The organism is Bacillus sp. SIMBA_074 (assembly GCF_046534555.1).
GTDB lineage: Bacteria > Bacillota > Bacilli > Bacillales > Bacillaceae_G > Bacillus_A > Bacillus_A mycoides.
The window spans coordinates 90,097-115,929 of the sequence record NZ_JAWRYM010000006.1 but is presented as its reverse complement, the minus strand read 5'-3'; the positions used below and the strand labels follow the sequence as shown (position 1 = coordinate 115,929).

The following is a 25,833-nucleotide window of genomic DNA, read 5'->3' as shown; positions in this document are numbered from 1 at the left end:
TGAAAGTTATTTCGATATATCATCAACAAAAAACTGACTGCTATTATGAGCAGTCAGCTTTTTTTCATTATTTTACATAATTTTCTTTAACAACCGTTGCACAACGCTCACATAATGTTTCATGCTCTGCATCTTTACCAATTGTTTCTGAAACAACCCAACAACGTTCACACGTCTCACCTGTCGCCTGTGCTACAACTACAGCTGTATGCTCATACTTTGGTGCTTCTGTTGGCGCTTCTTCAATTGTACCACCAAGTTTATACTCAGAGACGATGAATAATTGCTTTAAGTCTTCGCTAATAGACTCTAACATAGCCTTCATTTCTGCAGTCGGATATAGCGTAATGCTCGCATTTAATGACTTACCAATTACTTTCTCATTACGAGCTACTTCTAACGCTTTTAAAACGTCATCACGTAATGTCATAAATGCATCCCATTTTGCTCTTAACGCTTCTGAACCCTCTACTTCTGTAGCTTCTGGCATATTAGTTAACTGTACGCTTTCTTCTTCTGCACCAGGAACATATGGCCATACTTCATCAGCTGTATGAGGTAAGATTGGCGTTACAAGTTTCGTTAATGCAACAAGAACATCATATAATACAGTTTGAATTGCACGACGATCCGCGTGATCTGCACCTTCAATGTATAAAATGTCTTTTGCAAAGTCTAAGTAGAATGAACTTAGATCAATTGTACAGAAGTTGTGAATTGCATGATATACAGCAGCAAAGTCATATGTTTCATATGCATCTTTTACTTTTGTAATTAAGTCATTTAACTTCACTAACATGTAACGATCTACTTCACGAAGTTCAGCTACCGCTACTGTATTTTCACTTGGATTAAAATCATCTAAGTTTCCTAATAAGAAACGGAATGTGTTACGGATTTTACGATACACTTCTGCTACTTGTTTTAAAATATCATCTGAAATACGTACATCAGATTGATAGTCAACAGAAGATACCCATAAGCGTAAAATGTCTCCGCCTAATTGATCCATAATTTTCTTCGGTACGACGATGTTTCCAATCGACTTACTCATTTTACGTCCTTCACCATCTAGTACGAAACCATGGCTTAGTACGCCTTTATATGGAGCTTTACCAGTTACAGCAACTGCTGTTGATAATGAAGAGTTAAACCAACCACGATACTGGTCAGATCCTTCTAAATATAAATCAGCTGGACGTTGTAAGTCTTCGCGCTCTTCTAATACCGCTTGGTGAGAAGAACCTGAATCGAACCATACATCCATGATGTCTGTTTCTTTACGGAATTCACCATTTGGGCTACCTGTATGTGTAAATCCTTCTGGTAATAAATCTTTCGCTTCACGCTCGAACCATACGTTAGAACCGTTCTCACGGAATAAATCTGCTACATGATTAATTGTTTCATCTGTAATAATTGGATCACCATTTTCTGCATAGAATACAGGAATTGGCACACCCCATGCACGCTGACGAGAAATACACCAGTCACCACGGTCACGAACCATATTATGAAGACGAGTTTCTCCCCATGCTGGTACCCATTTTGTTTCCGCAACAGCTTCTAATAATTCTTTACGGAACGCTTCAATAGATGCAAACCACTGCGCTGTCGCACGGAAAATAATTGGTTTTTTCGTTCTCCAATCATGTGGGTATGAATGCGTAATGAATGTTAGTTTCAGTAACGCGCCTACTTCTTCTAATTTTTCCGTAATTGGCTTGTTAGCTTTATCATAGAATAAGCCTTCAAATCCAGGTGCTTCATTTGTTAATACACCTTTATCATCAACTGGGCAAAGTACTTCTAAGCCATACTTTTTACCAACAACGAAGTCATCTTCCCCGTGTCCTGGTGCTGTATGAACACAACCTGTACCTGCATCTGTTGTTACGTGCTCTCCTAGCATAACTAATGAGTCACGATCGTAGAATGGATGTTTTGCAACTGTATACTCAAGTTCGCTACCTTTTACCGTTTTCACAACTTCAGCATTTTCCCACTCTAACGTTTTTGCAACTGTCTCAAATAGTTCAGAAGCGATGATATATTTCTCATCATTTACTTTCACAATAGCATATTCAAGTTCTGGATGAACAGAAATACCTAGGTTAGCAGGTAATGTCCAAGGTGTTGTTGTCCAAATAATGTATTTCTCATCACCTTCTAATACGTTCTTTCCATCTTTTACAGGGAATGCTACGTAAATAGATGCTGATTTTTTATCTTGATATTCAATTTCAGCTTCTGCTAAAGCTGATTCACTTGTTGGAGACCAGTAAACTGGTTTTTGTCCTTTATAGATATAACCTTTTTTCGCCATGTCACCAAACACTTTAATTTGTTGTGCTTCATAAGCTGGCTCTAAAGTAATATATGGATTATCCCAATCTGCACGTACACCTAAACGCTTAAATTGTTCACGTTGACGTTCTACTTGCTCATATGCATACTCTGCACATAACTTACGGAACTCAGCAACTGTCATTTCTTTACGCTTTACACCTTTATTTGTTAAAGCTTGCTCAATTGGTAAACCGTGTGTATCCCAACCTGGTACATATGGTGCACAGTATCCAGTCATTGATTTAAAACGAACAATAAAGTCTTTTAACACTTTATTTAGTGCGTGTCCCATATGGATGTCACCATTTGCATATGGAGGTCCATCATGTAGTACAAATAAAGGACGGCCTTTCGTATGTTCTTGTACCTTTTCATAAATATTCATTTCAGCCCATTTTTCTTGCATTGCAGGCTCACGTTTCGGTAAATTCCCACGCATCGGGAATTCTGTTTTTGGCATTAGTAATGTATTTTTGTACTCCATGCTCAATTCCTCCTTAAATATATAAACGACAGACCTTAAAAAAGGGAATAAAAAAGAGACCTCTCATCCCCAAAAAGGGACGAGAAAGTCTCCCGCGGTACCACCCTAGTAGACCATATACAAATGCATAAGGTCCTCTTTATATTCTTAACGCGAATATACGCCTACGCTTACTAAGTTTGTTCAGCGCGGAACTCCAGGGTGATATTCCCATTATCTCCTTATCCTGAGCTTACACCATCCTCAGTTCGCTATATAAGGTATGAAAAAGGTACTTATCCCTATCTTCGTTTTTCTTAATAAATATGCTGTTAAAATTATATGTAATAATGAGAAAAACGTCAAGCTTACACTGTTTCTTCTTTTTTCAACAGTTCGTCCACTTCGTCTTCTAATTCAATTAGTTTATCCCAATCATCGTTGTTTAACATTTCAAGTTGTGTTTCTAATAACATACGGAAACGAGTTCGGAATACTTTCGCTTGTTTCTTCAACTCTTCAATATCAAAAGCAACTTTTCTTGATTTCACTAACGCTTCATTAATGATACGATCTGCATTTTTTTCTGCTTCACGTACAATTAATTTTGCTTCTTTTTGTGCATTACGCTTCACTTCTTCAGCAGCTTCTTGTGCGACAATGATAGATTTGTTCAGCGTATCTTCAATATTAGAAAAATGATCTAACTTTCCTTCTAATTGTGCAACCTTTTCTTCTAAAGCTTTTTTCTCACGAATGACTAATTCATAATCTTTGATGATTTGATCAAGAAACTCATTTACTTGATCTTCATCGTAGCCACGAAACCCGCGACCAAATTCTTTGTTATGAATATCTAATGGTGTTAACGGCACAACGCCACCTCCAAGTAGTTATCTAAATTTCCTCTTTCAATTATATCTTTTCTTCGACAAAATAAGAGAATTTCCTTCTAAAAAACCAATCATTTTAGTATACCATACAAAACTCTCCATTTGTCGCGCTTCGTTTTACCTTCTACAGAAAATAATTTACTTCGTCCATACCCTCTAACCGAGAAAACATCCCCCGGAAAACATTCATACGAAGTTTGCTCTACTGTTTTCCAATTGACTTTTACTAAGCCACCTTTTATAAGAGGCTGTACCTTCTGCCTAGATATATGTAGCATTTCAGCTAATAAAACATCTAGACGAAGTGACGAAACAGTCCCAGATTTTTCTCCCCATTTTTCACCTACACGCAAAATTTTCTCTACTTGTATAGGAGAGAGTGTGACTTTCATTTTCCCTATTGATTGTAAGTTCATTTCAATATACGACACAACTTCTTTGGCAACTGCAATTTGGGCACGGTCTTCTTGAAGCAAAATATCACCACATTTTTCCCTTGTTAAACCAAGCGACATGAATGCACCTAATATTTGCCTATGTTCTAGCGTAAAAAACTTGGAAGGATAGTCAATTTCTAATACTTCTACTTGAAATTCCTCTTCATTTAATTCTAGATAATCTGGATAAATTAGTGCTCTTTTCCGTTCGGCTTCAGGCATCGCACCATCAAACCGTACAGCTACATCTCCTTGCCCTATTACCATAGAAACAATTTGTTGCTGTCTTGGATCAAGAAAATCTGTTAACTTGACTTGATGATACTCAGCAGCCTGTTTCCACTCTAATACTTTATCCACAAAGACCTCTTCATCAGGTCTAAAATGCTCATAGATGCTCATGTATTTAACCTCACACTATAAAAAATAGTTGAATAAACTCACTAAACCACCTCTAGCAAGTTTCAAGGCAACAATAGCAACAAGTGGAGAAATATCAATCATACCAAATGGTGGAATAAACCTCCTAAACGGCTCTAAATACGGTTCGCAAATACGCGCAAGAAAATCTCCAAAAGCCGATTCCTTTGCGCCAGGAAACCATGATAGGAGAATGTAAATAATTAGTGCCCACGAGTAAATCTCGATAGCAGTAAGTAACACTGTTAAAACTGTTGTCATGGCGTATTACCACCTCTTTATATTTGTCTCTTCTTCTTCACCGAATAACTCTGAAATCGCACCAACGATATCAACATTTTCAGGTGTACACATAAATGTTTTCGGGCCTATTTTTTGAATATCCCCGCCAATAGCGTATACAGTACCACTTAAAAAGTCAACGATACGTACAGCTTGATCTGTAGACATTCTTTGCAAATTAATTACAACAGCTCGTCTACCTTTTAAGTGATCCGAAATGCCTTGCGCTTCCGAATATGTACGTGGTTCTAGTAAAACAACTTTTGAAGATTGCTTCGCTGTTTCAATACTCACTACATTTTGCTTCGGTTGCACTTTCGCAAACGGAACATCTTGTTGTTCTGGGGGATCTTGTTGCTTTTTCATGTCTGTTTGCTCCTTTTCATAACCATATTGAGCTGCTTCTTTTTCTTCCGGTGTGTCAAAAAAGAAGTATTTTACTTTTGACCAACTCATAATAACTTTCTCCTTCCTCCTACGCTTTTCCTACTAAAACCGTTCCCAAACGAATATATGTAGCGCCTTCCTCAATTGCAATCGTGTAATCATTTGACATTCCCATTGATAATTCTTTACATGGTGCATGTAATAATTCTAGCTCCTGCACCTCTGTTTGTAGCATGCGCAATTCCTTAAAGCAGCGACGAATCTCTTCCTCTTCTCCTGTAAACGGAGCCATTGTCATTAATCCTACCACTTCAATCTTATCCAATTCTTGCAAACTTTGAATAAAAGAAATTGTTTCTTCTATCGCCAATCCTTGCTTTGATTCTTCAGCTGATGTTTTCACTTGAATAAAGCATTTAACTTTCTTATCAGCACGTTTTTGAATTTCTTTTGCAAGCGAAAGACGATCTAATGAATGTAAATAATCAATCTCATTAATGATTTCTTTTACTTTTCTCGTTTGCAATGATCCAATAAAATGCCAATTCACTTTTGAACCGAAATGCTCGTATTTTTGTAAGAAACCTTCATTTCTATTTTCACCTAAATCAATAATTCCTGTTTCAATTACTTCGCTTGTTTTTTCAATCCCTACAGTTTTTGTAACTGCAACGAGCTTAATATCTTTCATCGAACGTCCAGCTCGTACACAAGATTCTTTAATTACTTCGTTTACATCTGCTAAATTCCCTTGCACTGTCACTTACTTCACTCCTCCTTAAAACCTATGAAACTCAACATTCTCCCCGTCTTACCTTGATCACGACGATGAGAGAAAAATAATTGTTCTTCACAGCTTGTACAAAGAGATGACATTACAATATGTTCTTCTTTTATGCCTGCTTGTACACATAATATACGATTAACTTCTTTTAAATTAATTGCATACTGACCATCAGAAATTACTTTATGAGGAACAGATCCGTTTACTACTTGCTGTGCTGCTGTTAATACACGATCATCAACAACATAACAACATGATCCGATTGCAGGACCAATTGCGACATGAATTTCATCACTTGAAACACCTTCTGCATTCCACTTTTGAATCATTTCTTTCGCAATCTCTGTTACAGTCCCTTTCCACCCAGCATGCGCAAGTCCTATCATATCATGTGATGGTGCATAAAAATAGAGCGGAACACAATCAGCGTAACAAGATGTTAAGAGAACATCTTTGTTAGTCGTATAAATGCCATCCGTTTTTGGAATACCGTCTTCATATGAATAAACGCCTTTCCCTTTTTCTTGCAGTCCTACTTTCTCAACATGATGGTCATGAACTTGTTCAGAGCAAATCCATTTTTCTAATGGTTTTTGTAACTTATTCGCTAAAATGCGTCTGTTTTCATGAACATTCTCCACGATATCATTCACATGTAATCCTAAATTCATCGCATGAAAGGAGCCTGTACTTACTCCACCATCTTTTGTCGTAAATCCAACAGTAATGTTTCCAAGTTCTTTCCACGCTTGTAAATACAGTATACCGTCCGCATATTTAAATGGTTCTCTCATAAAGCGACTCCTTTTAATTAAAATAACAGAAAAAAGTATGGTACTTCCTGTCTATTTTACCATACTTTTATTTTTTCATAATGACAACAGAAAAAAAAGAGGAATTTGTAATATTCTTTATGAAATTGTCGGTGTTTGTATTGATTCTGTTACAGAATTAACATGATCTACTTTTACAAGTATGACATCTTCTCCAATTTTCATAATTTGCTCCCAAGGAATCACAAATTCTACTTCCTTCCCAAAGAGTCCAAGCATTCGTGCCTGCTTAGAAATAATAACCGCCCTAATCTTTCCTGTGTCTATATCAATATCAATATCTCCAATATTCCCAAGCCTCTTTCCATCTGAAACATTTACAACATCCTTCATTTGAAACTCCGAAATCCGTATCATATTCATCCTCTCCCTTATATCATGAATCGTAAGTACGCTCTCAAATAAAGTGAAACCTTAATCAGTGGGATTATTAACCCATGCCAATCGGACTTTTACGGGCAGTCCCGCTTCCATCTAACTTTTTACTCCAGCCTAATTTCGAAGCGGATAAACAGTATATAACCGCTACTAATAGAACATCCATTTTATTTTCATTATATGAACCTACCCAATCTACTATGAGCGCAAAATATTATATATAAAAAAGACCTCACCATAACTGGTGAGGACCTTATCCTTGAATCGTCTTATTCATTTGCTTAATAGCAGACTTCTCCAAACGTGATACTTGCGCTTGAGAAATCCCAATTTCTTCGGCAACTTCCATCTGTGTCTTTCCTTGAAAGAAACGTTTTCGAATAATCATTTTTTCACGATCATTTAAACGCTTCATTCCTTCTTTCAACGCCAGTTCTTCAACCCACTGCTCGTCCTTTTGTTTTTCATCCTTTAATTGATCCATAACAAAGATAGGATCTCCTCCATCGTTATAAATCGGTTCAAATAATGAAACCGGATCTTGAATCGCATCTAGTGCAAAAACAATCTCTTCATGTGTCACTTCAAGAACTTTCGCAATATCCATTGCTGTTGGTTCTTTTGAATTTTCAGCAATCAATTTTTCTCTTACTTGCAACGCTTTATACGCAATATCTCGTAATGAGCGAGATACACGAATTGGATTGTTATCACGCAAATATCTGCGTATTTCTCCAATAATCATCGGCACAGCATACGTTGAAAACTTTACATTTTGGCCTAAATCAAAGTTATCAATGGATTTCATAAGTCCAATGCAACCAACTTGAAATAAATCATCAACATATTCTCCTCTGTTATTAAATCTTTGGATGACGCTCAGTACAAGACGTAAGTTTCCATTCACTAATTTCTCTCTGGCGCTTATCTCTCCACTTTGCATTTCACGAAATAATTTACGCATCTCTTCATTTTTTAGTACTGGAAGTTTAGCTGTATCAACACCGCAAATTTCTACTTTGTTTCTCGTCAAAGTGTTCCCTCCTATCGGGAGTTGCTGTACAGTGTAAAGTATTTCCTTTGAAGGGGATTTTATGCATACGGTTTTTCTATCATTTTTCACAAATATCATATTTCCTAATGCACAAAAAAAGAATAAGACCAGTCTAGATACCGACTGGTCTTATTCTTCACACCATTTTATTAAATTCTTTTCGTAATCTTTTTATAATTCTTTTTTCCAAACGAGAAATATAAGACTGTGAAATTCCAAGCATATCAGCCACATCTTTTTGTGTCTTCTCTTCGCCACCAGCGAGTCCAAACCGAAGCTCCATAATTTGTTTTTCACGGTCATTTAATTGATGCAATGCTTTCATTAAAAGATGACGATCTACAGTAGCTTCTAAATCTTTTGTAATAATGTCATCATCTGTACCTAAAACATCTGATAATAACAGTTCATTTCCGTCCCAATCAATGTTAAGCGGTTCATCAAAAGAAACTTCCGAACGATTTTTATTATTTCGACGCAAATGCATTAAAATTTCATTTTCTATACAACGAGATGCATATGTTGCTAATTTAATTTTCTTTTCTGGATTAAATGTATTCACTGCCTTAATAAGACCAATTGTTCCTATACTAATCAAATCCTCAATATTGATCCCTGTATTTTCAAATTTTCTTGCTATATATACAACAAGCCTTAGGTTACGTTCAATAAGCATCGACCTCGCAGCTTGATCTCCATTTGGTAATTTATTCAAAAGAACTGTCTCTTCTTCTTTCGTTAACGGCGGTGGCAACGCTTCACTTCCACCAATATAATAAATTTCATCGGTCTTAATTCCTAATTTCAGCAATACTTTATACCAAAGGTATACCAAATAAAATTTAAATTTCACCATATTATCCCGCCTCTCATAATTAAGCAATTACCATCTTTTGCGAAATCAACATTTTCGGATGTACAATGCATTGATACTCTCCATTAGTAGATAATTGTTGTGTATTTAATCCAATCAGTACTTTGTTTACAACAACCGAACTACCTTCATGATAAACTCGCACACAATCTGGCTTAATTGCCCATAAAAATTGATTCTCTACTCCTACTGCTCGGAAAGGAATTAAACGTAGTTTCGTCGCCCATCCAGAATCATTTTCTGGTATTTGAGGAATTTCTGTTTTGGAATAAATTTGTTCTGTTAACCAAGCTGGCAAACAATGTTCTAATGATGAAATATGCATAATCATAACGGGTGTTTTCGTTAACGGGTCATAAAGTTGGTTCCCACTATCAATTAGACCTGCTAATTCTAGTTCCTCTCCAGCTAATTGAATTTCCACTTTCACGATTTGATCATAGTGTATCTTTGTGACCTCTACGCTTTCTATACGCTTTTTAGAAAAATAATAAATTACTGGAAAACCAAAAATAACAAATACCCAACTAATTGGATCACCGTAAGAAACTGATTTAGATTGAACTAATCCATTTACCATTTCGTTCGTTTGCAAAAAGTAATGCGTTCCAATTAATCCTCCACCAACCATAAAGGTTACAAAATAGAAAGTAAAAACAGTTTGTGTATAATTTCTAAATGTCGAAAACCCAAATGCTGTATACACAATAAGTAACGAGTACAATAGTTTCATAATTGGATGTGTCATCATAGAAGCAAAAGGCGTAAAGGCGAAAATAACAATAGTTGAACCTATAAATGCCCCTAACACAAGCCTCCATCTTTTGATTCTCTTTTTTAACACGGTGGCTGTTAATAAAAGTAAAAGAAAATCAATGCAGGCGTTTAACAACCAAACGATGTCGGCGTAAACAACCAAACAATTCACCTCTTTTTTTAAGTTGAGACTAGTATAATGCATATCCAATAGGAAAGTGTGTCAATTGGTGGAGGGATTTTTTTGTTATTTTGTGATTTCTAGACATAATCTGTCGGTAAAAAATAAAAGTGTATTTTTCATAGAATAATATAAATTTTTCACTTGTATACATAATAATTGAATTATATATATATACAAAGTTTATCTTGCTATTTGCTGGCAGTAAGACCCTGCCTCAAAATTCAGCTATAAAAAAGTACAGAAGTTAAGTGGGAGTCGGGCTAACAATCATTTTTTGATGAACACCCCCAACTAATTAAAGTTTCAATTTATTTATCACAGCTTATGGTTTAAAAATAGGACTGGGCTCTCCATATGCAAAATAATAAAAAAAGATCTGCTTAGCAGATCTTTTCCATTTAGACAACAAAAAAAAGGAGCATGAAAGCTCCTTTTCTTTTATCGTCTACGACGGTTACGTAAGAATGCTGGAATATCGATGTCATCTGAATCAGTATGACGATCATGCACAACCGGCTCTTCACGTTTCATTTCACGCTTAACTTCACGTTGTTTTGAAGGTTGAGCTACTGGTTGTTGTTGCTGTTGCGTGTGATTCGCAGTCGGACGGATAATTGGTTTTGGTGGTTGTGTCGAAGCACTATCATCAAAACCAGTTGCAATTACAGTGACAACGATATCATCTTTTAATCCTTCATTAATAACAGAACCGAAGATCATATTTACTTCTGGATCCGAAGCTGAAGCTACAATGTCTGCTGCTTCTTGTACTTCATATAAACTTAAGTTTGCGCCGCCCGTAATGTTCATAATAACACCTTGAGCTCCATCAATAGATGTTTCTAGTAATGGACTAGAAATCGCTTTTTTCGCAGCTTCAGCAGCACGATTTTCACCATTACCAGAACCGATACCCATTAAAGCAGAACCTCTATTAGACATAATTGTTTTTACGTCTGCAAAGTCTAAGTTAATTAGACCTGGTGTAGCAATTAAATCAGAAATACCTTGAACACCTTGACGTAATACGTTATCTGCTTCACGGAACGCTTCTAACATTGGCGTATTTTTATCAACAATCTCTAATAAGCGATCATTTGGAATTACGATAAGTGTATCTACATTTTCTTTAAATGACGCAATACCAGATGCAGCTTGAGTTGCACGTTTACGCCCTTCAAATGTAAATGGACGTGTTACAACACCAACTGTTAACGCGCCTAGTTCTTTTGCAACTTGAGCAACAACTGGAGCTGCACCAGTTCCAGTTCCGCCGCCCATACCAGCAGTTACGAAGACCATATCCGCGCCACGAAGCGCTTCTTGAATCTGTTCTTTACTTTCTTCTGCAGCTTTTTTCCCTACTTCAGGGTTTGCGCCTGCACCAAGTCCACGCGTTAATTTTCCACCAATTTGCATTTTCGTTTCAGCTTTTGATAGATTTAATGCTTGTGCATCAGTATTCACAGCGATAAAGTCTACACCTTGTACACCGTGTTCAATCATACGGTTTACAGCATTGTTTCCGCCACCGCCGACACCGATAACTTTTATATTCGCTAATTGATCTTGAGTAGTATCAAACTCTAACATGTCGAAATCCCCCTAGAACCTCATTTTTCGTGTCCAATTTTAATCCCATAAATAACGGAATGCACGTTTTACTTTTGACATCATGCGGTCATCATTTTGATTAGTATTGTTTTGATTACGAGTTTTTTGTTTCGCAGGTTGCTGTTGTACCGGCATTGGTGCTGGTACTGGTTCAAAATGTTCTTGCTTTTCCTGCACATTTTTCCCACGTAATTTAGCTTTTTGATAAGAATGTTTAATTAATCCAACTCCACTTGTATATTGAGGCTCACGAACACCAATATAATCAGGAGTTGCTATACGAACATTTTCATGTAAAATATCGTATGCAAGATCAAGAATACCTGGCATAGAAGCTATCCCACCAGTTAGTACATATCCAGAAGCAGCTTGCTTTACTCCTAACTTATGCACTTCATCTTGAACAAACATTAAAATTTCCTCTACACGAGCCTCTATTATATCCGATAATTCCAACTGAGAATATTGTTCTGTTTGATCGCTTCCCATAATAGGAACCGTAAACATCTCTTCTTCAGATGCTGTATCATAAAAAGCATGTCCATATTTCAGCTTAATTTGATCTGCATTTTCTGTTGAAGTTTTCAGCCCAATCGCTATATCCTTCGTTATATGATCTCCACCTAATGGCAATACGCTCGTTGCTTGCAACTCTCCATCTTTAAAAATAGATAAGGTTGTAGATCCTCCGCCCATATCAACAAGGGCTACCCCTCTATTTCTTTCATCCGAAGATAACGCAACTGTCGCTGCCGCTAAAGGTTGCAGACAAATATCAACAATTTCAAGACCTGCTTTTTCTACACAACGAAGTAGGTTATGTAGTAAAGTTCTCGAGCCTGTAATAAGTGTACCTTCCATTTCTAATCTTACACCGATCATCCCGCGTGGATCGTTAATCTCGTCAAGACCGTCTACAATGAACTGTCGAGGTACCACATCAATAAATTCACGTTCAGGAGCAATTGACACAACTTGCGCTGCATCTAGAACGCGTAAGACATCTTCATTCCCGATTTCACGATCTTCATTTGAAACAGCGACTACTCCGTGACACGGGAGCAACTGTACCTGGTTTGCATTGACACCTACTACAACTTGCTCAATGTGGATACCCACCATGCGCTCAGCTTGTTCAATTGCTTTTTTAATTGATCGAACAGTTTCATCTATATCAACTATCGATCCCTTTTTCAAACCATTTGATTTTACGTTTCCAACACCAATAATGTTTAAGCTATCATTAACCATTTCACCAATGATGACTTTAACATTGGATGTACCGATGTCAAGACTAACATATATTTCATTGCTGTTCATTCTTTGGCACCTCCTTCTTTATTTATACCATACAACTCAATATATGGAACAACAATCGCAACTTTACTATTTATAAGAAAAATATTCAACGTCTTTGTACGTTTCCCTTTTTTAACCCTATATTTTTCTTATTTTTATTTAACATTCATTTAAGAATATCGCAGTAACCTGTGAATAACTGCTCTATCTTGAAATAATTATATTTCAAGTGTAAAGATTACCGCCAAGTATAAGTCTACACTAAGATGTACTTGTAGAAAAGTGAAACTTGTACCAATCCTAGTATGAATCTAAGAAAATTTACATTTTTTTCATCAAATTAAGCATTCTTGCAAATTAGCATCCATATAAAAGAACATTTGTTTCATTTCATACGTAATAACGCAGTAAAAACTATCATTCTATTCTTTCTTTTCTTCAGCACCTAGTTCCTTCGTATATGCACCCACTTCTAAGTCAATTAAAACCTTCTTACCAGGTTCAATTGTTTTTAAAATAAGTGGATAAGCTTCCATTCGCTTTGCGAAATTTTGAATAGTGGTGCTCACTTCATATCCTTCATTCATATATAAAGTAAGATGATCTTCATTTGCGTTCGTTGGTGTATAACGAATTTCAGAAATAGACCTTAAAATAGTTGGCGTTAATTTTTCTAGTTCTGCAATTAATCCCTTCATTTTTTCCTCTTTAAATGGTTCAAAAATTGGTGCTGCAACTGGAAGCTTTCCGTTCGGAAGTACATCGAGTGTTTTCCCATTTTCTAATAACGGTTGTAATTTCCCATCTTTGTTTATATAGCCAATTGTTAAATATTCTTCGATATGAACATCAATTTTGTTTGGGAAACGTTTTTTTACATTTACCTCTTTAATTTCTTTTCGTTTCGTTAAGTTTTCTTCTGCTTTATGTGCTGTTACTCGGAAATAACTCGTATCATATGTCACACCTGATTCCTTCATAACTTGTTCATCTGTCATATAATGATTTCCAAAGACACTTATCTTTTTTATATTACTAAGCGGAGACCGAAAATAAATTAAAAAGAGTACTAATAAAAATAAAATCGATATGTATAAAATTAACCGATGATTAACAGGTTTCTTATTTTTTTTATTTTGATTCTTTAATTTTGGTACACGATCTTGTAGTTTAATCACTTTACTATTTTTCATGTACGATCCCCCTATGTAACATAAAGAACGGCATGTTCCTCATGCCGTTCTTATCTTCTTATTATAACATAAATGATAATGAGCGGAACGAACAACCGTTATCTTCCAATTATTTCTACTTCTGTATGCATATCAACACCGAATTTATCTTTAATTGTACGCTTTACCAATGCGATTAAGTCTAATACATCTTGCGCTGAGGCCACACCAGTATTAACAATAAAATTCCCATGCATTTCAGAAATTTGAGCTCCACCTATTGTATAACCACGAAGCCCTGATTTTTCTATTAAATCTCCTGCAAAATAGGGGACTGGATTTCGAAATATACTTCCTGCACAAGGGTGATTCCAAGGCTGCGTTTCACGGCGATACTCTTTATTCTTTTGCATGCTTCTTACAATTCCCTCGCGTTCGCCTACCTCTAATTGGAATTCAGCTTCCAAAACAATACCAGGGCGTTTCATTTGCAATACAGATGTGCGATAAGAAAAGCCCATTTCGGTATTCGTCAACCAATTAATTGTTCCATTGTCAAACAAAATACGAGCTTTCGTTAATACACTCGATATGTCGGACTTATGAGCGCCTGCATTCATATACACTGCACCGCCAACACTTCCTGGAATACCACTTGCAAATTCCAGGCCCGCTAATCCCTGTCGACTAAGTAAAGTTGACAATTTAATAAGGGGATATCCAGCACCGACTCTTACTCTATGTTTTTCGACTTCTAAATGGTCTAATCCTTCTCCTAAACGAATAACTACACCTTCTATACCTTGATCAGATACGAGAAGATTTGAACCACGACCAATTGCAGTCCACCTTGTCTTGTACTTCTTTACTAACTCTAGAGTCTTCTCAATACCAGCAACATGCTTTGGTACAATTAAAATATCAGCTGGTCCACCTATTTTCATAGTCGTGTAACGCGCTAACGGTTCATTAACTAACACGCGACCAACATTTGCTTCTAAAAGCTCTTTTACTAATTGTTCCATAGACAATCTCCCCCATATCAAGTCTCCTTATTACAGTAATATGCGGGGCGTTCACCTAATGTTATTTTTTAATAAGCTTGTTCATTACTTCATATAGCTTATTTGCTGCATCTGGAATACCAAGTTGCTTAGTAGCCAGTTTCATATTTTGTAATGTTTGTGTATCCAATAAAATCTCATCAATGTCACGAATAAGCGTTTCAGATGTTAAATCTTTTTCAAGTAGCATTTTAGCTGCTCCTTTATCAACAACTGATCGTGCATTTTTTTCTTGATGGTTATTTGTTACGTACGGACTTGGAATTAATACACTCGGCTTTCCTAACGCTGTTAATTCTGCAAGCGTTGTAGCCCCTGCCCTTGAAACAACAAGATCTACACCCGTCAGTACCTCTGGCATATTATGAATAAAAGGTTTAATAATAACATTATTCGGATTCCCTTTTTGTTTCACGGCTTCCATAACTTTATCATAATGTACTTCGCCTGTTACATATAATACTTCGTAACTTTTATTCCCAAATTGTTCAATCGCTTCTACAAAAGCATCGTTAATCGGTCTAGCCCCGCGGCTCCCACCAAAAATAAGCACGGATTTTTTAGAAAGGGATAGTCCTACCGAACGTTTTCCTTTCATTCCATTTTGGTCCATTACTTCTGATGCACGTGGATTACCTGTCATAACCACTTTTGACTGTGGAAAATGTTCTGCAGCTGCTTCAAAACAAACTGCAACTTTATCGACATAACGACTTAAAAATTTATTCGTTACACCAGGTACACTATTTTGTTCATGGACAATAGTCGGAATACCTAATTTAGCCGCAGCATATACAACTGGCCCACATACGTATCCACCCGTACCAATCACAATATCAGGGTTAAAACGACGAATATATCGTTTACTATCTTGAACACCTTTTAGGAAACGCATCACGGTTTTTACATTATCAAGAGATATTTTTCGTTTAAATCCACTTATAACAATAGATTGGAACGGAATACCCGCTTTCGGTACGATGGTACTCTCTAATCCATTCTCTGTACCAATGTATAAAAATCTTGCTTCCGGATTTAGTTTTTTTATTTCTCTAATTAAAGCAAGAGCTGGATAAATATGTCCTCCAGTACCCCCACCACTTACTAATACTCGCACTACTGATTCCTCCACTTCCCTGTTCTTATTCAATCGTATTTATTTCTATATACATATTGTATTTTCACACACACACGAAAAACCCTGTCTTTTAAACAGGGTTTAATAGCGAGAATGGCGACTTATATTCAATAATACACCTACTGCCATTAACATTAAGGTCAAACTTGATCCACCATAACTTAAAAATGGCAAAGTAATACCCGTAACAGGCATCAGTCCTGTTACAACACCAACATTAATCATTACTTGAATCGCAATCATCGCCACAATACCTACTGCTAAAAACGTACCATATAAATCTGGCGCTCCTAATGCTATACGAATCCCACGCCATAATAATAGACTAAATAATAATAACACAAATGAACCACCAATAAAACCTAATTCCTCGGATAAGATTGCAAATATAAAGTCTGTTTGTGGTTCAGGTAAATAAAGAAATTTTTGTCTACTTTGTCCAAGTCCAAGCCCAAATAAACCACCAGGTCCAATTGCGAGTAACGATTGGATAATTTGAAATCCACTTCCGAGCGGATCCGACCACGGATCTAAATATGATGTGATGCGTTTCATTCGATATGGCGCTGATGCAATTAACCCTACAAATCCCGCTGCACCAAGCAAACCAAACATTGCAAAGTGAAAGACCCTTGCTCCCGAAATAAATATCATAATAATACATGTCCCAATCATTACCGTTCCCGTACCAAGATCTGGCTGTAACATAATTATCCCAAAAGCAAGAAATACAAAACTAAGAGCCGGTAGTAAACCTCGTTTAAAAGATGTAATTAATTTTTGTCGTTCCGCTAAAAATTTTGCTAAGAAAATAATCATCGCGAATTTCATAAACTCTGACGGTTGGATAGAAAATGCCCCGATTCCAATCCAACTTCGCGCCCCTCCACGAACGAGACCTACTCCAGGAATAAGAACGAGAATAAGAAGAACGAAACAAACTAGTAAAATTACTTTTGAATACGTACGCCACACCCAATAATCAATTTTCATTAGAAAAAACATAGCTACTACCCCAAGACTTGCAAATAACAATTGTCTTTTTGCAAAAAAGAATGAATCCCCCATTTTATAAGAGGCCCAAACCGCACTCGCACTATAAACCATAATCATTCCGATTGTTAACAACGCAAGTGTAACGATGATGAGAATAAAATCAGGCGTTTTCTTCATTACCCATGAACACCACCTCTTTGGGCAGAACCTTTTGCCCTATGTAACAAAACATCAGTAGGTGTTAGCCTACTGATGTTTTGATTTACTTTATATAAGTTTATGCACAGCTTGTATAAAAATGTCTCCTCTTTCTTCAAATGTTTTAAATTGATCCCAGCTTGCACATGCTGGTGAAAGAAGAATAACATCACCATCGGTAGAATGAGCATAAGCTTTCACTACTGCATCATCTAAAGTATCGACACTTTCAATTACATCTAATCCTGCTTTTTCTGCCGCTCTTACTAATTTTGGTGCAGTTTGTCCAAATGTCACAATCGCTTTGACATGTTTAAAATATGGAATTAAATCATCAAATTCATTACCACGATCAAGTCCACCAGCCAATAATACAATCGGTTGTGTAAATGCAGATAATGCTTTTTCTGTCGCTAGCATATTCGTCGCTTTTGAATCATTATAAAATTTACGATTATTAATCGTTGTTACATATTCTAAGCGATGTTTTACACCTGTAAAACTTTTTAACACAGCAGTAATTGCTTCATTAGAAACACCTAGTAATTTAGCAATACTCATTGCTGCTAAAATATTTTCTAAATTGTGCTTACCAGGTAAAACAATATCACTTACTTTAACTACTTTTTCGCCTTTAAAATAAAGAGCGTTATCTTTTATATACGCACCATCTTCAATTTCTTTCGTCGTCGAAAATAATACTTTCTGTCCTTTACTATATGCCGATAACGCCATGACATCTGCATCATCTGCGTTAATTATACTATAATCTGTTTCAGTTTGGTTTTTGAAAATATTCGCTTTCGCCAAACCATACTCTTTCTTCGTCCCGTGATAATCTAAATGCGCTTCAAATAAATTTAAAAAGGCTGCAATTTTTGGTTGGAACGATTCCACTCCCATCAATTGAAACGATGAAAGTTCCGTAACGACAACTTCATTTTCTTTCGCCAATTGTGCAACTTCACAAGCTACAGTACCTATATTCCCCGCAATAACTGGGTGCTTTTGTCCTTCTTTTAACATTTCAAACGTTAACATTGTCGTTGTTGTTTTACCGTTAGATCCCGTAATCCCAACAAACGGTGCTGCTGAAATGGAATATGCTAATTCAACCTCAGTTACAATTGGAATTTGTTTTTCTTTCGCCGCCACTAAGAGTGGATTAGAATATGGAATTCCTGGATTTTTTACGACAAGTGAAATGTTTCTCTCCAGCAATTCTAATGGATGCCCACCACACACAACATCCATTCCTTCCGCTTGTAACTCAGCTGCAAGCACATTACCCGCTAATGGTTTCCCATCATTTACAATGACGTTTGCCCCTAATTTTTTTAATAAAGTAGCTGCTGCATAACCACTTTTAGCAATACCTAATACAAGAACATTTTTATTTTGATATTCAGTTACAGTTTTCAATTACATCCACACCCCGATATAAATTCCTAGCACAGCTAATAAAAATCCTACAGACCAAAACGTTACAACAACGCGCCACTCTGACCAACCACATAATTCATAATGATGATGTAGTGGACTCATTTTAAAGACACGCTTTCCTGTTGTTTTGAACGAAATAACTTGGATAATAACAGATAAAGTTTCCGCTACGAATACACCGCCAATAATAACGAGTAACAATTCTTGTTTTAACAAAATCGCTACAGCTGCGATAGCACCACCTAAAGCTAGAGAACCAGTATCCCCCATAAATACTTTCGCTGGATTCGCATTGAATACTAAAAAGCCAAGTACAGCTCCTACGACTGCCATACAGAAAATCGCTACCCCAAATTGTTCTTGAGCTACAGCAATAATACTAAATGCTCCGAATGCAATAGCAGCTGTTCCTGATAATAAACCATCTAAACCATCTGTTAAATTAACCGCATTTGATCCACCAATAAGCATAAATAATACGAGAACAAAATACGCCCAGCCTAATTCAAATTTAACATCAGTTCCTGGAATCATGATATACGTGTGAAATGCTTGCCCTTTTCCAATTAAAAAGAACGCAATAGCAATTACAAGCTGACCAATCAATTTTTGTTTTGATGTTAAACCAAGATTTCTTTTCTTTACTACTTTTATGTAGTCATCTAAAAATCCGATTAATCCGTACCCAAATGTAACTAATAATAACAATGATACTTCTGCACCTAAATTGTTAAATTTAATCGCCATAATAAGCGTAGTCACCATCATAGATACATATATGACAATACCACCCATCGTTGGTGTCCCTGATTTCTTTTGGTGTGACTTCGGTCCTTCGTCACGAATACTCTGTCCGAACTTTAACTTTCTTAAAAATGGAATAAATAATGGCGAAAGGGCAACAGAAATTAAGAATGCTACCCCAGCCGTTACTAATAAACCTTGTTCAAGCACATGTAGTCCTCCTCTCATGCTGTTACACTTCGTTGTTTAAACGCTCCGTGATTGCTTCTTTAGCAACTTCACGATCGTCAAAATGATGAACTTCTTTACCAATAATTTGATACGTTTCATGCCCTTTACCAGCAATAATAATAATATCTTCTGCTTTCACTTTCGAGATAGCGGAACGTATTGCTTCTTTTCGATCGACAATTACTTCATAATTATTCCCATTTACATCATTTACCATATCATCTAAAATAGCCTTCGGATCTTCACTTCTTGGATTATCTGATGTATAAATTGCGTGAGTTGCATATTCGGTTGCGACACTTGCCATTATTGGTCTTTTCGTTCTATCTCTATCACCACCGCAACCAACGATACAATATACATCGCCTTTTGCAAACTGTTTTGCTGTTTTTAGTACGTTCTCTAAGCTATCAGGTGTATGCGCATAGTCAACAATAACTGTGTAATTTTGTCCACCATCAACAACTTCAAAACGTCCAGGAACGCCAGCAAGCTCTTTAATTACATCAATAATTGTTTGTAAGCTCACTCCTGAAACAAGACCTGCTGCTGTAGCAGCTAACACGTTGTATACATTAAACTTACCAATTAATTTCATCTTAACATTTACAGTTTCATACGGTGTTACAAGTGTAAATGTTGTACCGCCACTCGTCATTACGATATCTCGTGCCATAATGTCGCTTGCAACATCTATACCGTATGTTACAACAGTAGCTGCTGTACTTCTCATATACTCTTCTGCTACTGGATCATCACTGTTTAATATAGCGTATTTTTCACGATTATGATGATAACTATTGCCAAGCTGTGCGAAAAGCAACCCTTTCGCATGTTTATATTCTTCCATCGTTTTATGATAGTCTAAATGATCTTGTGTTAAATTCGTAAATACTGCAACATCATAATCGCACCCGTGTACACGGCCAAGATCTAAAGCATGAGACGAAACTTCCATTACTGTGCTATCCACACCTTGTTCAACCATTTTTGAAAATGTCTGTTGAAGTGTTAGTGCATCTGGTGTTGTATTTTTCACCTCAAATGTTTCATCACCGATTTTCATATTAATCGTTCCAATTAGCCCTGTTTTATGACCATGTGCGCGCATAATTTCATCCATAATATGCGATGTTGTTGTCTTTCCATTTGTACCTGTAATACCGATTAAATGTAACTTGTGTGTTGGTTGGCCATAAAAATAATCAGCTAAAACCGCTAGCGAACGAAAAGTATTTTTCACAAGTACAACTGGAACGTCAACATCAATTGGTCTTTCCGCAACAATAGCAGCCGCTCCTTGTGCGGCTGCTTGCTTAGCAAAGTCATGGCTATCAACCGTATATCCTTTCATACATATAAATAAGCTTCCCTCTTTCACTTTACGTGAATCCGCTTCAATAGATGTTATTTCTGGATTTTCTGTTGGAACAACTGGAAAATCATGCAAACATGATACAAGTGTATGCAACTTCATTTCACTAAACCCTCTCTACATTGTTTATTTATCTCTTATTTTAGCAAGTAACACGTTACCTCCTAGTTATATAAAAATAGGAGGTAAGTGCTACTATAGTCTAATCAATAGATTTATTTATTAATGAGACACTTATCGTCTCAAGTAAAGCAATTTTTCTATAAAGAACTCACTTCCACCAATTGTACCATAAAACACAATCAGTTACCTTTAATTCCCGAAGTAAATTCTAACTTTTGAACCCTCTTTTACTTTAGCTCCGGCTTCTGGTGATTGTTTAATTACTTTCCCACCATCACCACTTATATCAAGCTTCAAGTCTACAAGTTGCGTTTGTAAATCTTTCTTTTTCATACCAATTAAATTCGGAACTTCCACAGTTGGTGTATCGCCCCATTTATATTCTTTCTCAACTTGCTCTTTTCTCGGTTCCACTCCCATTACAGGAAGTGCGTCACGAAGAATATTCCCAACAATAGGTGCTGCTACAACTCCACCAAATTGAGTGACTCCTTTTGGATTATCCACTGCTACATAAACAACAATTTGCGGATCGTCAGCTGGAGCAAAACCGATAAATGATACAATATAGTTATTATCTAAATATTTTCCATCTTTCACCTTTTGAGCAGTTCCAGTTTTTCCACCTACACGATATCCATCAATATAAGCCCCTTTACCCGAACCTTTCGCTACAACATTCTCTAATGCGTAACGAACTTTCTCTGAAGTTTCCTTGGAAATAACTTCCCTTTTCGCAACAGGTGTCTTTTTGCTGACAACTTGATTATTCTTCGGATCAATAAATTCCTTCGCTATATATGGCTGATACAAAGTTCCACCATTTACAGCGGCTGCTACAGCTGCTACTTGTTGAATCGGTGTAACAGAAACACCTTGCCCAAATGAAGTCGTCGCTTGCTCGACTGGACCAACTTTATCTAAATTAAATAAAATCCCGCTACCTTCACCTTGTAAATCAATTCCGGTCTTCTGTCCAAACCCGAAATTGCGAATGTATTTAAACAATCGATCTTTACCAAGACGATCACCGAGTTCAATAAATCCTGGGTTACAAGAGTTTTGAACTACCTCTAAAAACGTTTGGCTACCATGGCCTCCAGCTTTCCAACACCGCAATCTAGCTCCACCAACTTCAGCTGCCCCATCATCATAAAATGTATCTTTCTCTAAGTCTACTAAATTTTCATTCAAGGCTGCAGCTAATGTAATAATCTTAAATGTTGACCCCGGCTCATACGTACTCCATACAGGTAAGTTTCTGTTATATACTTCCGGAGAAACACTTTGGAAATCTGCTGGATCAAAACTTGGTCGACTTGACATACCTAAAATTTCACCATTTTTCGGATTCATTGCAATTGCTATCATACCGTCAGGATTGTACGTTGATTCCGCAATATTCATTTCTCTTTCCATAATCCTCGTAATGCGTGAATCAATTGTTAATCCTAAATTCAAGCCGGCTTCTGGTTTTTTGAAATCATCTCCAACGTTAGGCATTCTCTGTCCTTTCGCGTCTGCAAAAAATCGCACATGACCTTTATCACCATTTAGCTCTTTATCATAATATTTCTCTAGTCCCATAAGCCCTTGATTATCACTGCCCGCAAATCCTAATACGTGTGATAAAAAATTACCGAATGGATAGTACCGGATAGAATCCTCTGCGATGTACACACCCTTTAAACTTAATCCGCGTACTTCTTTCGCTTTGTCATGCGATATTTTCCTTCCGCCTTTATCAAGCCTTACAATCGATTCTTTTTTTGTAATCCGCTTATAAACATCATCTTTTTCCACACCTAATACTGCAGCTAACTTCTCTGCAGTCTCTGCTGGTTTTTCAATTTGCCTCGGCACAACAAAGACGGTCGGTGCACTTTTATTCGTAGCAAGCTCCACACCATTTCGATCTAAAATTTTCCCTCGCTCTGGTTCAAAAGTAATATTACGACTCCATGAATCCTTCGCACGATCCGTTAACATATTTCCAAGAAAAAATTGCACATATCCAAGACGAATATCGATAATGGTGAAAATGAGTATACCCGATATAAGTATAAAAATAAGTCGTTTTCTAACTGTTACATTTGATACACGCATATTGGAACAAGCCTCCCTTACGCCTAGCTTGTTCCAATATATGCTTGTACTTATTTAATTAGAACTTCTTCCCTATTACCATTATGGCTTTTCTGCTTCTTGCTGCGGTTCAAGTGGTGGTACGAGTGTTACACCTAATTCTGTACCAGGTTGCAACAAAGTCCCTTCCGCTACACTTTGCTCAGTTACATATCCTGTACCAGAAGGTTTTAAGTTAAGCTTTAATGTTTTTGCTAAATTCATAACATCACGCAGTGCCCATCCCTGTATATTTGGCATTGTAGGTTTATCTCCTACTAAGAAGACTCGATCACCCTTTAATGTTTGTTCAGTTGCTTTTGGCACTTGCTGCTGCACTTTCCCTTCACCTAATACGATTGGACGAAGTTTTGCTTTATCAATTGTTTTTTTCGCTTCTTCCATCGTTTTTCCGGTTACATCTGGAACGACAGTTTGTTGTTCTTTCACATATTTTTTCGGGTCTTTTACTTCATTCGGCTTAATCTTTAAGTACTCTAAGCTATTTTTCGTTACATATTTAAAGATATCTGCTAAAGGTTTAGCCCCGTTTTCATCATCTTTTAATTTTGGTTGTTTAACGGACACATACACAACAAGTTGCGGATCGTCCATCGGTGCCATACCTAAGAATGAGAATATATAATTCTCTCTTCCCGTCATATAGCCACCTTTCCCGTCAGGAATTTGCGCTGTACCTGTTTTCCCCCCGACTGAGTACCCATCAACTTTATATGCAGTTCCTGTTCCTTTCGGTGATGTAACAACACGTTCTAGTAATTGCCTTACTTGCGCTGCTGTCTCTTTGGAAACAGGTTTCCCTACTTCTTTTGGTTTATGCTCTAGCTGTACTTTACCTGTTATTGGATCCACAATTTTATCAATTGTATAAGGTTTCATCATTTTCCCATCATTTGCAATCGCTGTTGCAGCTTGTACAAGTTGAATTGGTGTAACTGTAGAACCTTGTCCAAATGCCGTTGTTACTTGTTGTATTTGTTGATCAAATAAAATTGTATTTGACCCTTCACCAGATAAATCAATGTTTGTTTTTTCATCTAATCCAAAACTGTGAATATATTTTCGAAAACGCTCTGGACCAAGTTTTTGATCCCCTAAAATTGCGAACGCTACGTTTGAAGATCGCTCTACCCCTTCATCAAAAGTAATAGAACCCCATCCAGCACCGCCGTTATGATCTTTTATTTTGCGATTACCAACTTGATATGTACCAGACTGATAAAAGTCTTGCCCATTGTATACACCTTCATTAATGGCCGCCGCTAATGTGAAAATTTTCATTGTTGATCCCGGTTCAAACGCATTTGCAATGGCGTCGTTGAAGAAATATTTAATTTGACGATCATTAGGATCATAACTAGGTTTACTAGACATCGCTAATATTTTCCCTGTCTTCGGATCCGCAACAATCCCTATTAAATTTTCTGGTTCATAATGTTTACTCGCTTCTTTCATTGCGTCTTCTAAATAACTTTGAATACGTTGGTCAAGCGTTAAATACACATTATCTCCATTTTTAGGTGCCTTTACATTCACTTTCCCACCGTCAAGAGATACTCCTTTACGGTCACCTGTATAAGCTACCTCACCATTAGAAGCACCTAAATATTTATCCAAACTCTTTTCTAAGCCAAATTGACCGACTGAGATTCCATTTTCATCAGGTTTCGCATGACCTATGACGTAAGATGCAAAATCACCGTTTGGATAAACTCTCGCATTTTCGGTAATAAAAGATATTCCCGGCAATTTCAATGCTTCTATTTGTTCTTTCTTTTCTTTCGTCAAGTCCTTACCCAATGTTCCAAATTCCACTTGACTTTTGCCTTCTTTATTTAAAGTAGCTAAAATTTTATCTTCATCTTTTCCGAGTACTCCTGCGATTTTCTTTGCAGTATCCTCTTTATCCTTAACGGCGTTAGCCCCTTTTAACTCGGCTACAAGTTTATAAGAATTTGCATCTTGCGCTAGCACATGACCATTTTGGTCATAAATTGTTCCTCGATTCGCTTCGAGAACACCTTTTTTACTATGTTTCTGTTCAGCAAGTTTTTTCAAATCATGATTGTCCACTGTTCCTGTTACTTGTATGTAAAAAAATCGGGCTAATAACAGCAAAAAGAGCAGGAGGAAAAATATCATAAAATAACCTGCTCCCTTATTGGTATGAAATTTGGTCATATTTCTCTTCATCTTT

Annotated in this window: 22 protein-coding genes and 1 other annotated feature; all 22 genes read right to left on the bottom strand. The window is 36.7% G+C overall.

The features are described 5' to 3' along the window. Positions 1–67: 67 nt before the first annotated feature. Complete coding sequence (gene ileS2, locus SB773_RS09965) at positions 68–2,833, bottom strand: isoleucine--tRNA ligase (RefSeq protein ID WP_410589727.1); 2,766 nt, start codon at positions 2,831–2,833, stop codon at positions 68–70. Positions 2,834–2,905: 72 nt separating this feature from the next. Continuing rightward, positions 2,906–3,130, bottom strand: a binding site (T-box leader). 50 nt (positions 3,131–3,180) lie between these two features. Continuing rightward, positions 3,181–3,687 carry a septum site-determining protein DivIVA gene (gene divIVA, locus SB773_RS09960; protein WP_001131609.1) on the bottom strand — a complete coding sequence of 169 codons (507 nt, stop codon included), beginning with the start codon at positions 3,685–3,687 and terminating at the stop codon, positions 3,181–3,183. 89 nt (positions 3,688–3,776) lie between these two features. Next, positions 3,777–4,544 carry a YlmH family RNA-binding protein gene (locus SB773_RS09955; RefSeq protein ID WP_002033759.1) on the bottom strand — a complete coding sequence of 256 codons (768 nt, stop codon included), beginning with the start codon at positions 4,542–4,544 and terminating at the stop codon, positions 3,777–3,779. A gap of 15 nt (positions 4,545–4,559) precedes the next feature. Then, positions 4,560–4,823, bottom strand: coding sequence for a YggT family protein (locus SB773_RS09950; protein WP_002014720.1), 264 nt, complete (start codon positions 4,821–4,823; stop codon positions 4,560–4,562). Positions 4,824–4,829: 6 nt separating this feature from the next. Next, a complete protein-coding gene (locus tag SB773_RS09945) occupies positions 4,830–5,300 on the bottom strand; it encodes a cell division protein SepF (protein WP_410589724.1) in 471 nt (156 codons plus the stop codon). A 19-nt stretch (positions 5,301–5,319) separates the two neighbouring features. After that, positions 5,320–5,994, bottom strand: coding sequence for a YggS family pyridoxal phosphate-dependent enzyme (locus SB773_RS09940; RefSeq protein ID WP_410589722.1), 675 nt, complete (start codon positions 5,992–5,994; stop codon positions 5,320–5,322). A 5-nt stretch (positions 5,995–5,999) separates the two neighbouring features. Beyond that, positions 6,000–6,809: a peptidoglycan editing factor PgeF gene (pgeF, locus tag SB773_RS09935; RefSeq protein WP_002128855.1), complete on the bottom strand. Its 810-nt coding sequence runs from the start codon at positions 6,807–6,809 to the stop codon at positions 6,000–6,002. Positions 6,810–6,926: 117 nt separating this feature from the next. Further along, the gene (locus SB773_RS09930; RefSeq protein ID WP_012261605.1) at positions 6,927–7,205 is read right to left on the bottom strand and encodes a YlmC/YmxH family sporulation protein; all 279 of its coding nucleotides are present in this window, start codon (positions 7,203–7,205) and stop codon (positions 6,927–6,929) included. A 274-nt stretch (positions 7,206–7,479) separates the two neighbouring features. Then, a complete protein-coding gene (gene sigG / locus SB773_RS09925; protein ID WP_002014725.1) occupies positions 7,480–8,259 on the bottom strand; it encodes an RNA polymerase sporulation sigma factor SigG in 780 nt (259 codons plus the stop codon). A gap of 157 nt (positions 8,260–8,416) precedes the next feature. Next, entirely contained in the window at positions 8,417–9,136 is a 720-nt protein-coding gene (sigE, locus tag SB773_RS09920) for an RNA polymerase sporulation sigma factor SigE (RefSeq protein ID WP_410589719.1), read from the bottom strand. 19 nt (positions 9,137–9,155) lie between these two features. Continuing rightward, on the bottom strand, positions 9,156–10,073 hold the full coding sequence (spoIIGA, locus tag SB773_RS09915) for a sigma-E processing peptidase SpoIIGA (RefSeq protein WP_002165147.1): 918 nt from the start codon (positions 10,071–10,073) through the stop codon (positions 9,156–9,158). 459 nt (positions 10,074–10,532) lie between these two features. Then, positions 10,533–11,687 (bottom strand): cell division protein FtsZ, encoded by a 1,155-nt coding sequence (ftsZ, locus tag SB773_RS09910; RefSeq protein ID WP_002014730.1) that lies wholly within the window; start codon positions 11,685–11,687, stop codon positions 10,533–10,535. A 39-nt stretch (positions 11,688–11,726) separates the two neighbouring features. After that, positions 11,727–13,028, bottom strand: a complete 1,302-nt coding sequence (ftsA, locus tag SB773_RS09905; RefSeq protein ID WP_410589716.1) for a cell division protein FtsA — start codon at positions 13,026–13,028, stop codon at positions 11,727–11,729. Positions 13,029–13,429: 401 nt separating this feature from the next. Beyond that, a complete protein-coding gene (gene divIB, locus SB773_RS09900; protein ID WP_328010496.1) occupies positions 13,430–14,200 on the bottom strand; it encodes a cell division protein DivIB in 771 nt (256 codons plus the stop codon). Positions 14,201–14,298: 98 nt separating this feature from the next. After that, entirely contained in the window at positions 14,299–15,204 is a 906-nt protein-coding gene (murB, locus tag SB773_RS09895) for a UDP-N-acetylmuramate dehydrogenase (RefSeq protein WP_002033752.1), read from the bottom strand. Positions 15,205–15,265: 61 nt separating this feature from the next. Next, positions 15,266–16,360, bottom strand: a complete 1,095-nt coding sequence (murG, locus tag SB773_RS09890; RefSeq protein ID WP_002088269.1) for an undecaprenyldiphospho-muramoylpentapeptide beta-N-acetylglucosaminyltransferase — start codon at positions 16,358–16,360, stop codon at positions 15,266–15,268. A 102-nt stretch (positions 16,361–16,462) separates the two neighbouring features. Then, positions 16,463–17,554, bottom strand: coding sequence for a stage V sporulation protein E (spoVE, locus tag SB773_RS09885; RefSeq protein ID WP_002014736.1), 1,092 nt, complete (start codon positions 17,552–17,554; stop codon positions 16,463–16,465). Between the two features lie 90 nt (positions 17,555–17,644). After that, positions 17,645–18,997, bottom strand: coding sequence for a UDP-N-acetylmuramoyl-L-alanine--D-glutamate ligase (murD, locus tag SB773_RS09880; RefSeq protein WP_012261608.1), 1,353 nt, complete (start codon positions 18,995–18,997; stop codon positions 17,645–17,647). After that, entirely contained in the window at positions 18,998–19,972 is a 975-nt protein-coding gene (gene mraY / locus SB773_RS09875; protein ID WP_002014738.1) for a phospho-N-acetylmuramoyl-pentapeptide-transferase, read from the bottom strand. 22 nt (positions 19,973–19,994) lie between these two features. Then, on the bottom strand, positions 19,995–21,470 hold the full coding sequence (locus tag SB773_RS09870) for a UDP-N-acetylmuramoyl-L-alanyl-D-glutamate--2,6-diaminopimelate ligase (RefSeq protein ID WP_410589712.1): 1,476 nt from the start codon (positions 21,468–21,470) through the stop codon (positions 19,995–19,997). 210 nt (positions 21,471–21,680) lie between these two features. Beyond that, the gene (locus tag SB773_RS09865; RefSeq protein ID WP_002014741.1) at positions 21,681–23,597 is read right to left on the bottom strand and encodes a stage V sporulation protein D; all 1,917 of its coding nucleotides are present in this window, start codon (positions 23,595–23,597) and stop codon (positions 21,681–21,683) included. Positions 23,598–23,678: 81 nt separating this feature from the next. Then, the gene (locus SB773_RS09860) at positions 23,679–25,829 is read right to left on the bottom strand and encodes a penicillin-binding protein (protein ID WP_486304293.1); all 2,151 of its coding nucleotides are present in this window, start codon (positions 25,827–25,829) and stop codon (positions 23,679–23,681) included. Between the last annotated feature and the right edge of the window lie 4 nt (positions 25,830–25,833).

Excerpts from the sequence above, each read along its gene's own strand:
- ftsZ (WP_002014730.1), bottom strand. The coding sequence starts at position 11,687 with ATGTTAGAGTTTGATACTACTCAAGATCAATTAGCGAATATAAAAGTT.
- ileS2 (WP_410589727.1), bottom strand. The coding sequence starts at position 2,833 with ATGGAGTACAAAAATACATTACTAATGCCAAAAACAGAATTCCCGATG.
- SB773_RS09865 (WP_002014741.1), bottom strand. The coding sequence starts at position 23,597 with ATGCGTGTATCAAATGTAACAGTTAGAAAACGACTTATTTTTATACTT.
- divIB (WP_328010496.1), bottom strand. The coding sequence starts at position 14,200 with ATGAAAAATAGTAAAGTGATTAAACTACAAGATCGTGTACCAAAATTA.
- sigE (WP_410589719.1), bottom strand. The coding sequence starts at position 9,136 with ATGGTGAAATTTAAATTTTATTTGGTATACCTTTGGTATAAAGTATTG.
- SB773_RS09945 (WP_410589724.1), bottom strand. The coding sequence starts at position 5,300 with ATGAGTTGGTCAAAAGTAAAATACTTCTTTTTTGACACACCGGAAGAA.
- SB773_RS09860 (WP_486304293.1), bottom strand. The coding sequence starts at position 25,829 with ATGAAGAGAAATATGACCAAATTTCATACCAATAAGGGAGCAGGTTAT.
- SB773_RS09870 (WP_410589712.1), bottom strand. The coding sequence starts at position 21,470 with ATGAAGTTGCATACACTTGTATCATGTTTGCATGATTTTCCAGTTGTT.
- pgeF (WP_002128855.1), bottom strand. The coding sequence starts at position 6,809 with ATGAGAGAACCATTTAAATATGCGGACGGTATACTGTATTTACAAGCG.
- SB773_RS09930 (WP_012261605.1), bottom strand. The coding sequence starts at position 7,205 with ATGATACGGATTTCGGAGTTTCAAATGAAGGATGTTGTAAATGTTTCA.
- murB (WP_002033752.1), bottom strand. The coding sequence starts at position 15,204 with ATGGAACAATTAGTAAAAGAGCTTTTAGAAGCAAATGTTGGTCGCGTG.
- SB773_RS09955 (WP_002033759.1), bottom strand. The coding sequence starts at position 4,544 with ATGAGCATCTATGAGCATTTTAGACCTGATGAAGAGGTCTTTGTGGAT.
- ftsA (WP_410589716.1), bottom strand. The coding sequence starts at position 13,028 with ATGAACAGCAATGAAATATATGTTAGTCTTGACATCGGTACATCCAAT.
- SB773_RS09950 (WP_002014720.1), bottom strand. The coding sequence starts at position 4,823 with ATGACAACAGTTTTAACAGTGTTACTTACTGCTATCGAGATTTACTCG.
- spoVE (WP_002014736.1), bottom strand. The coding sequence starts at position 17,554 with ATGAAGAAAACGCCTGATTTTATTCTCATCATCGTTACACTTGCGTTG.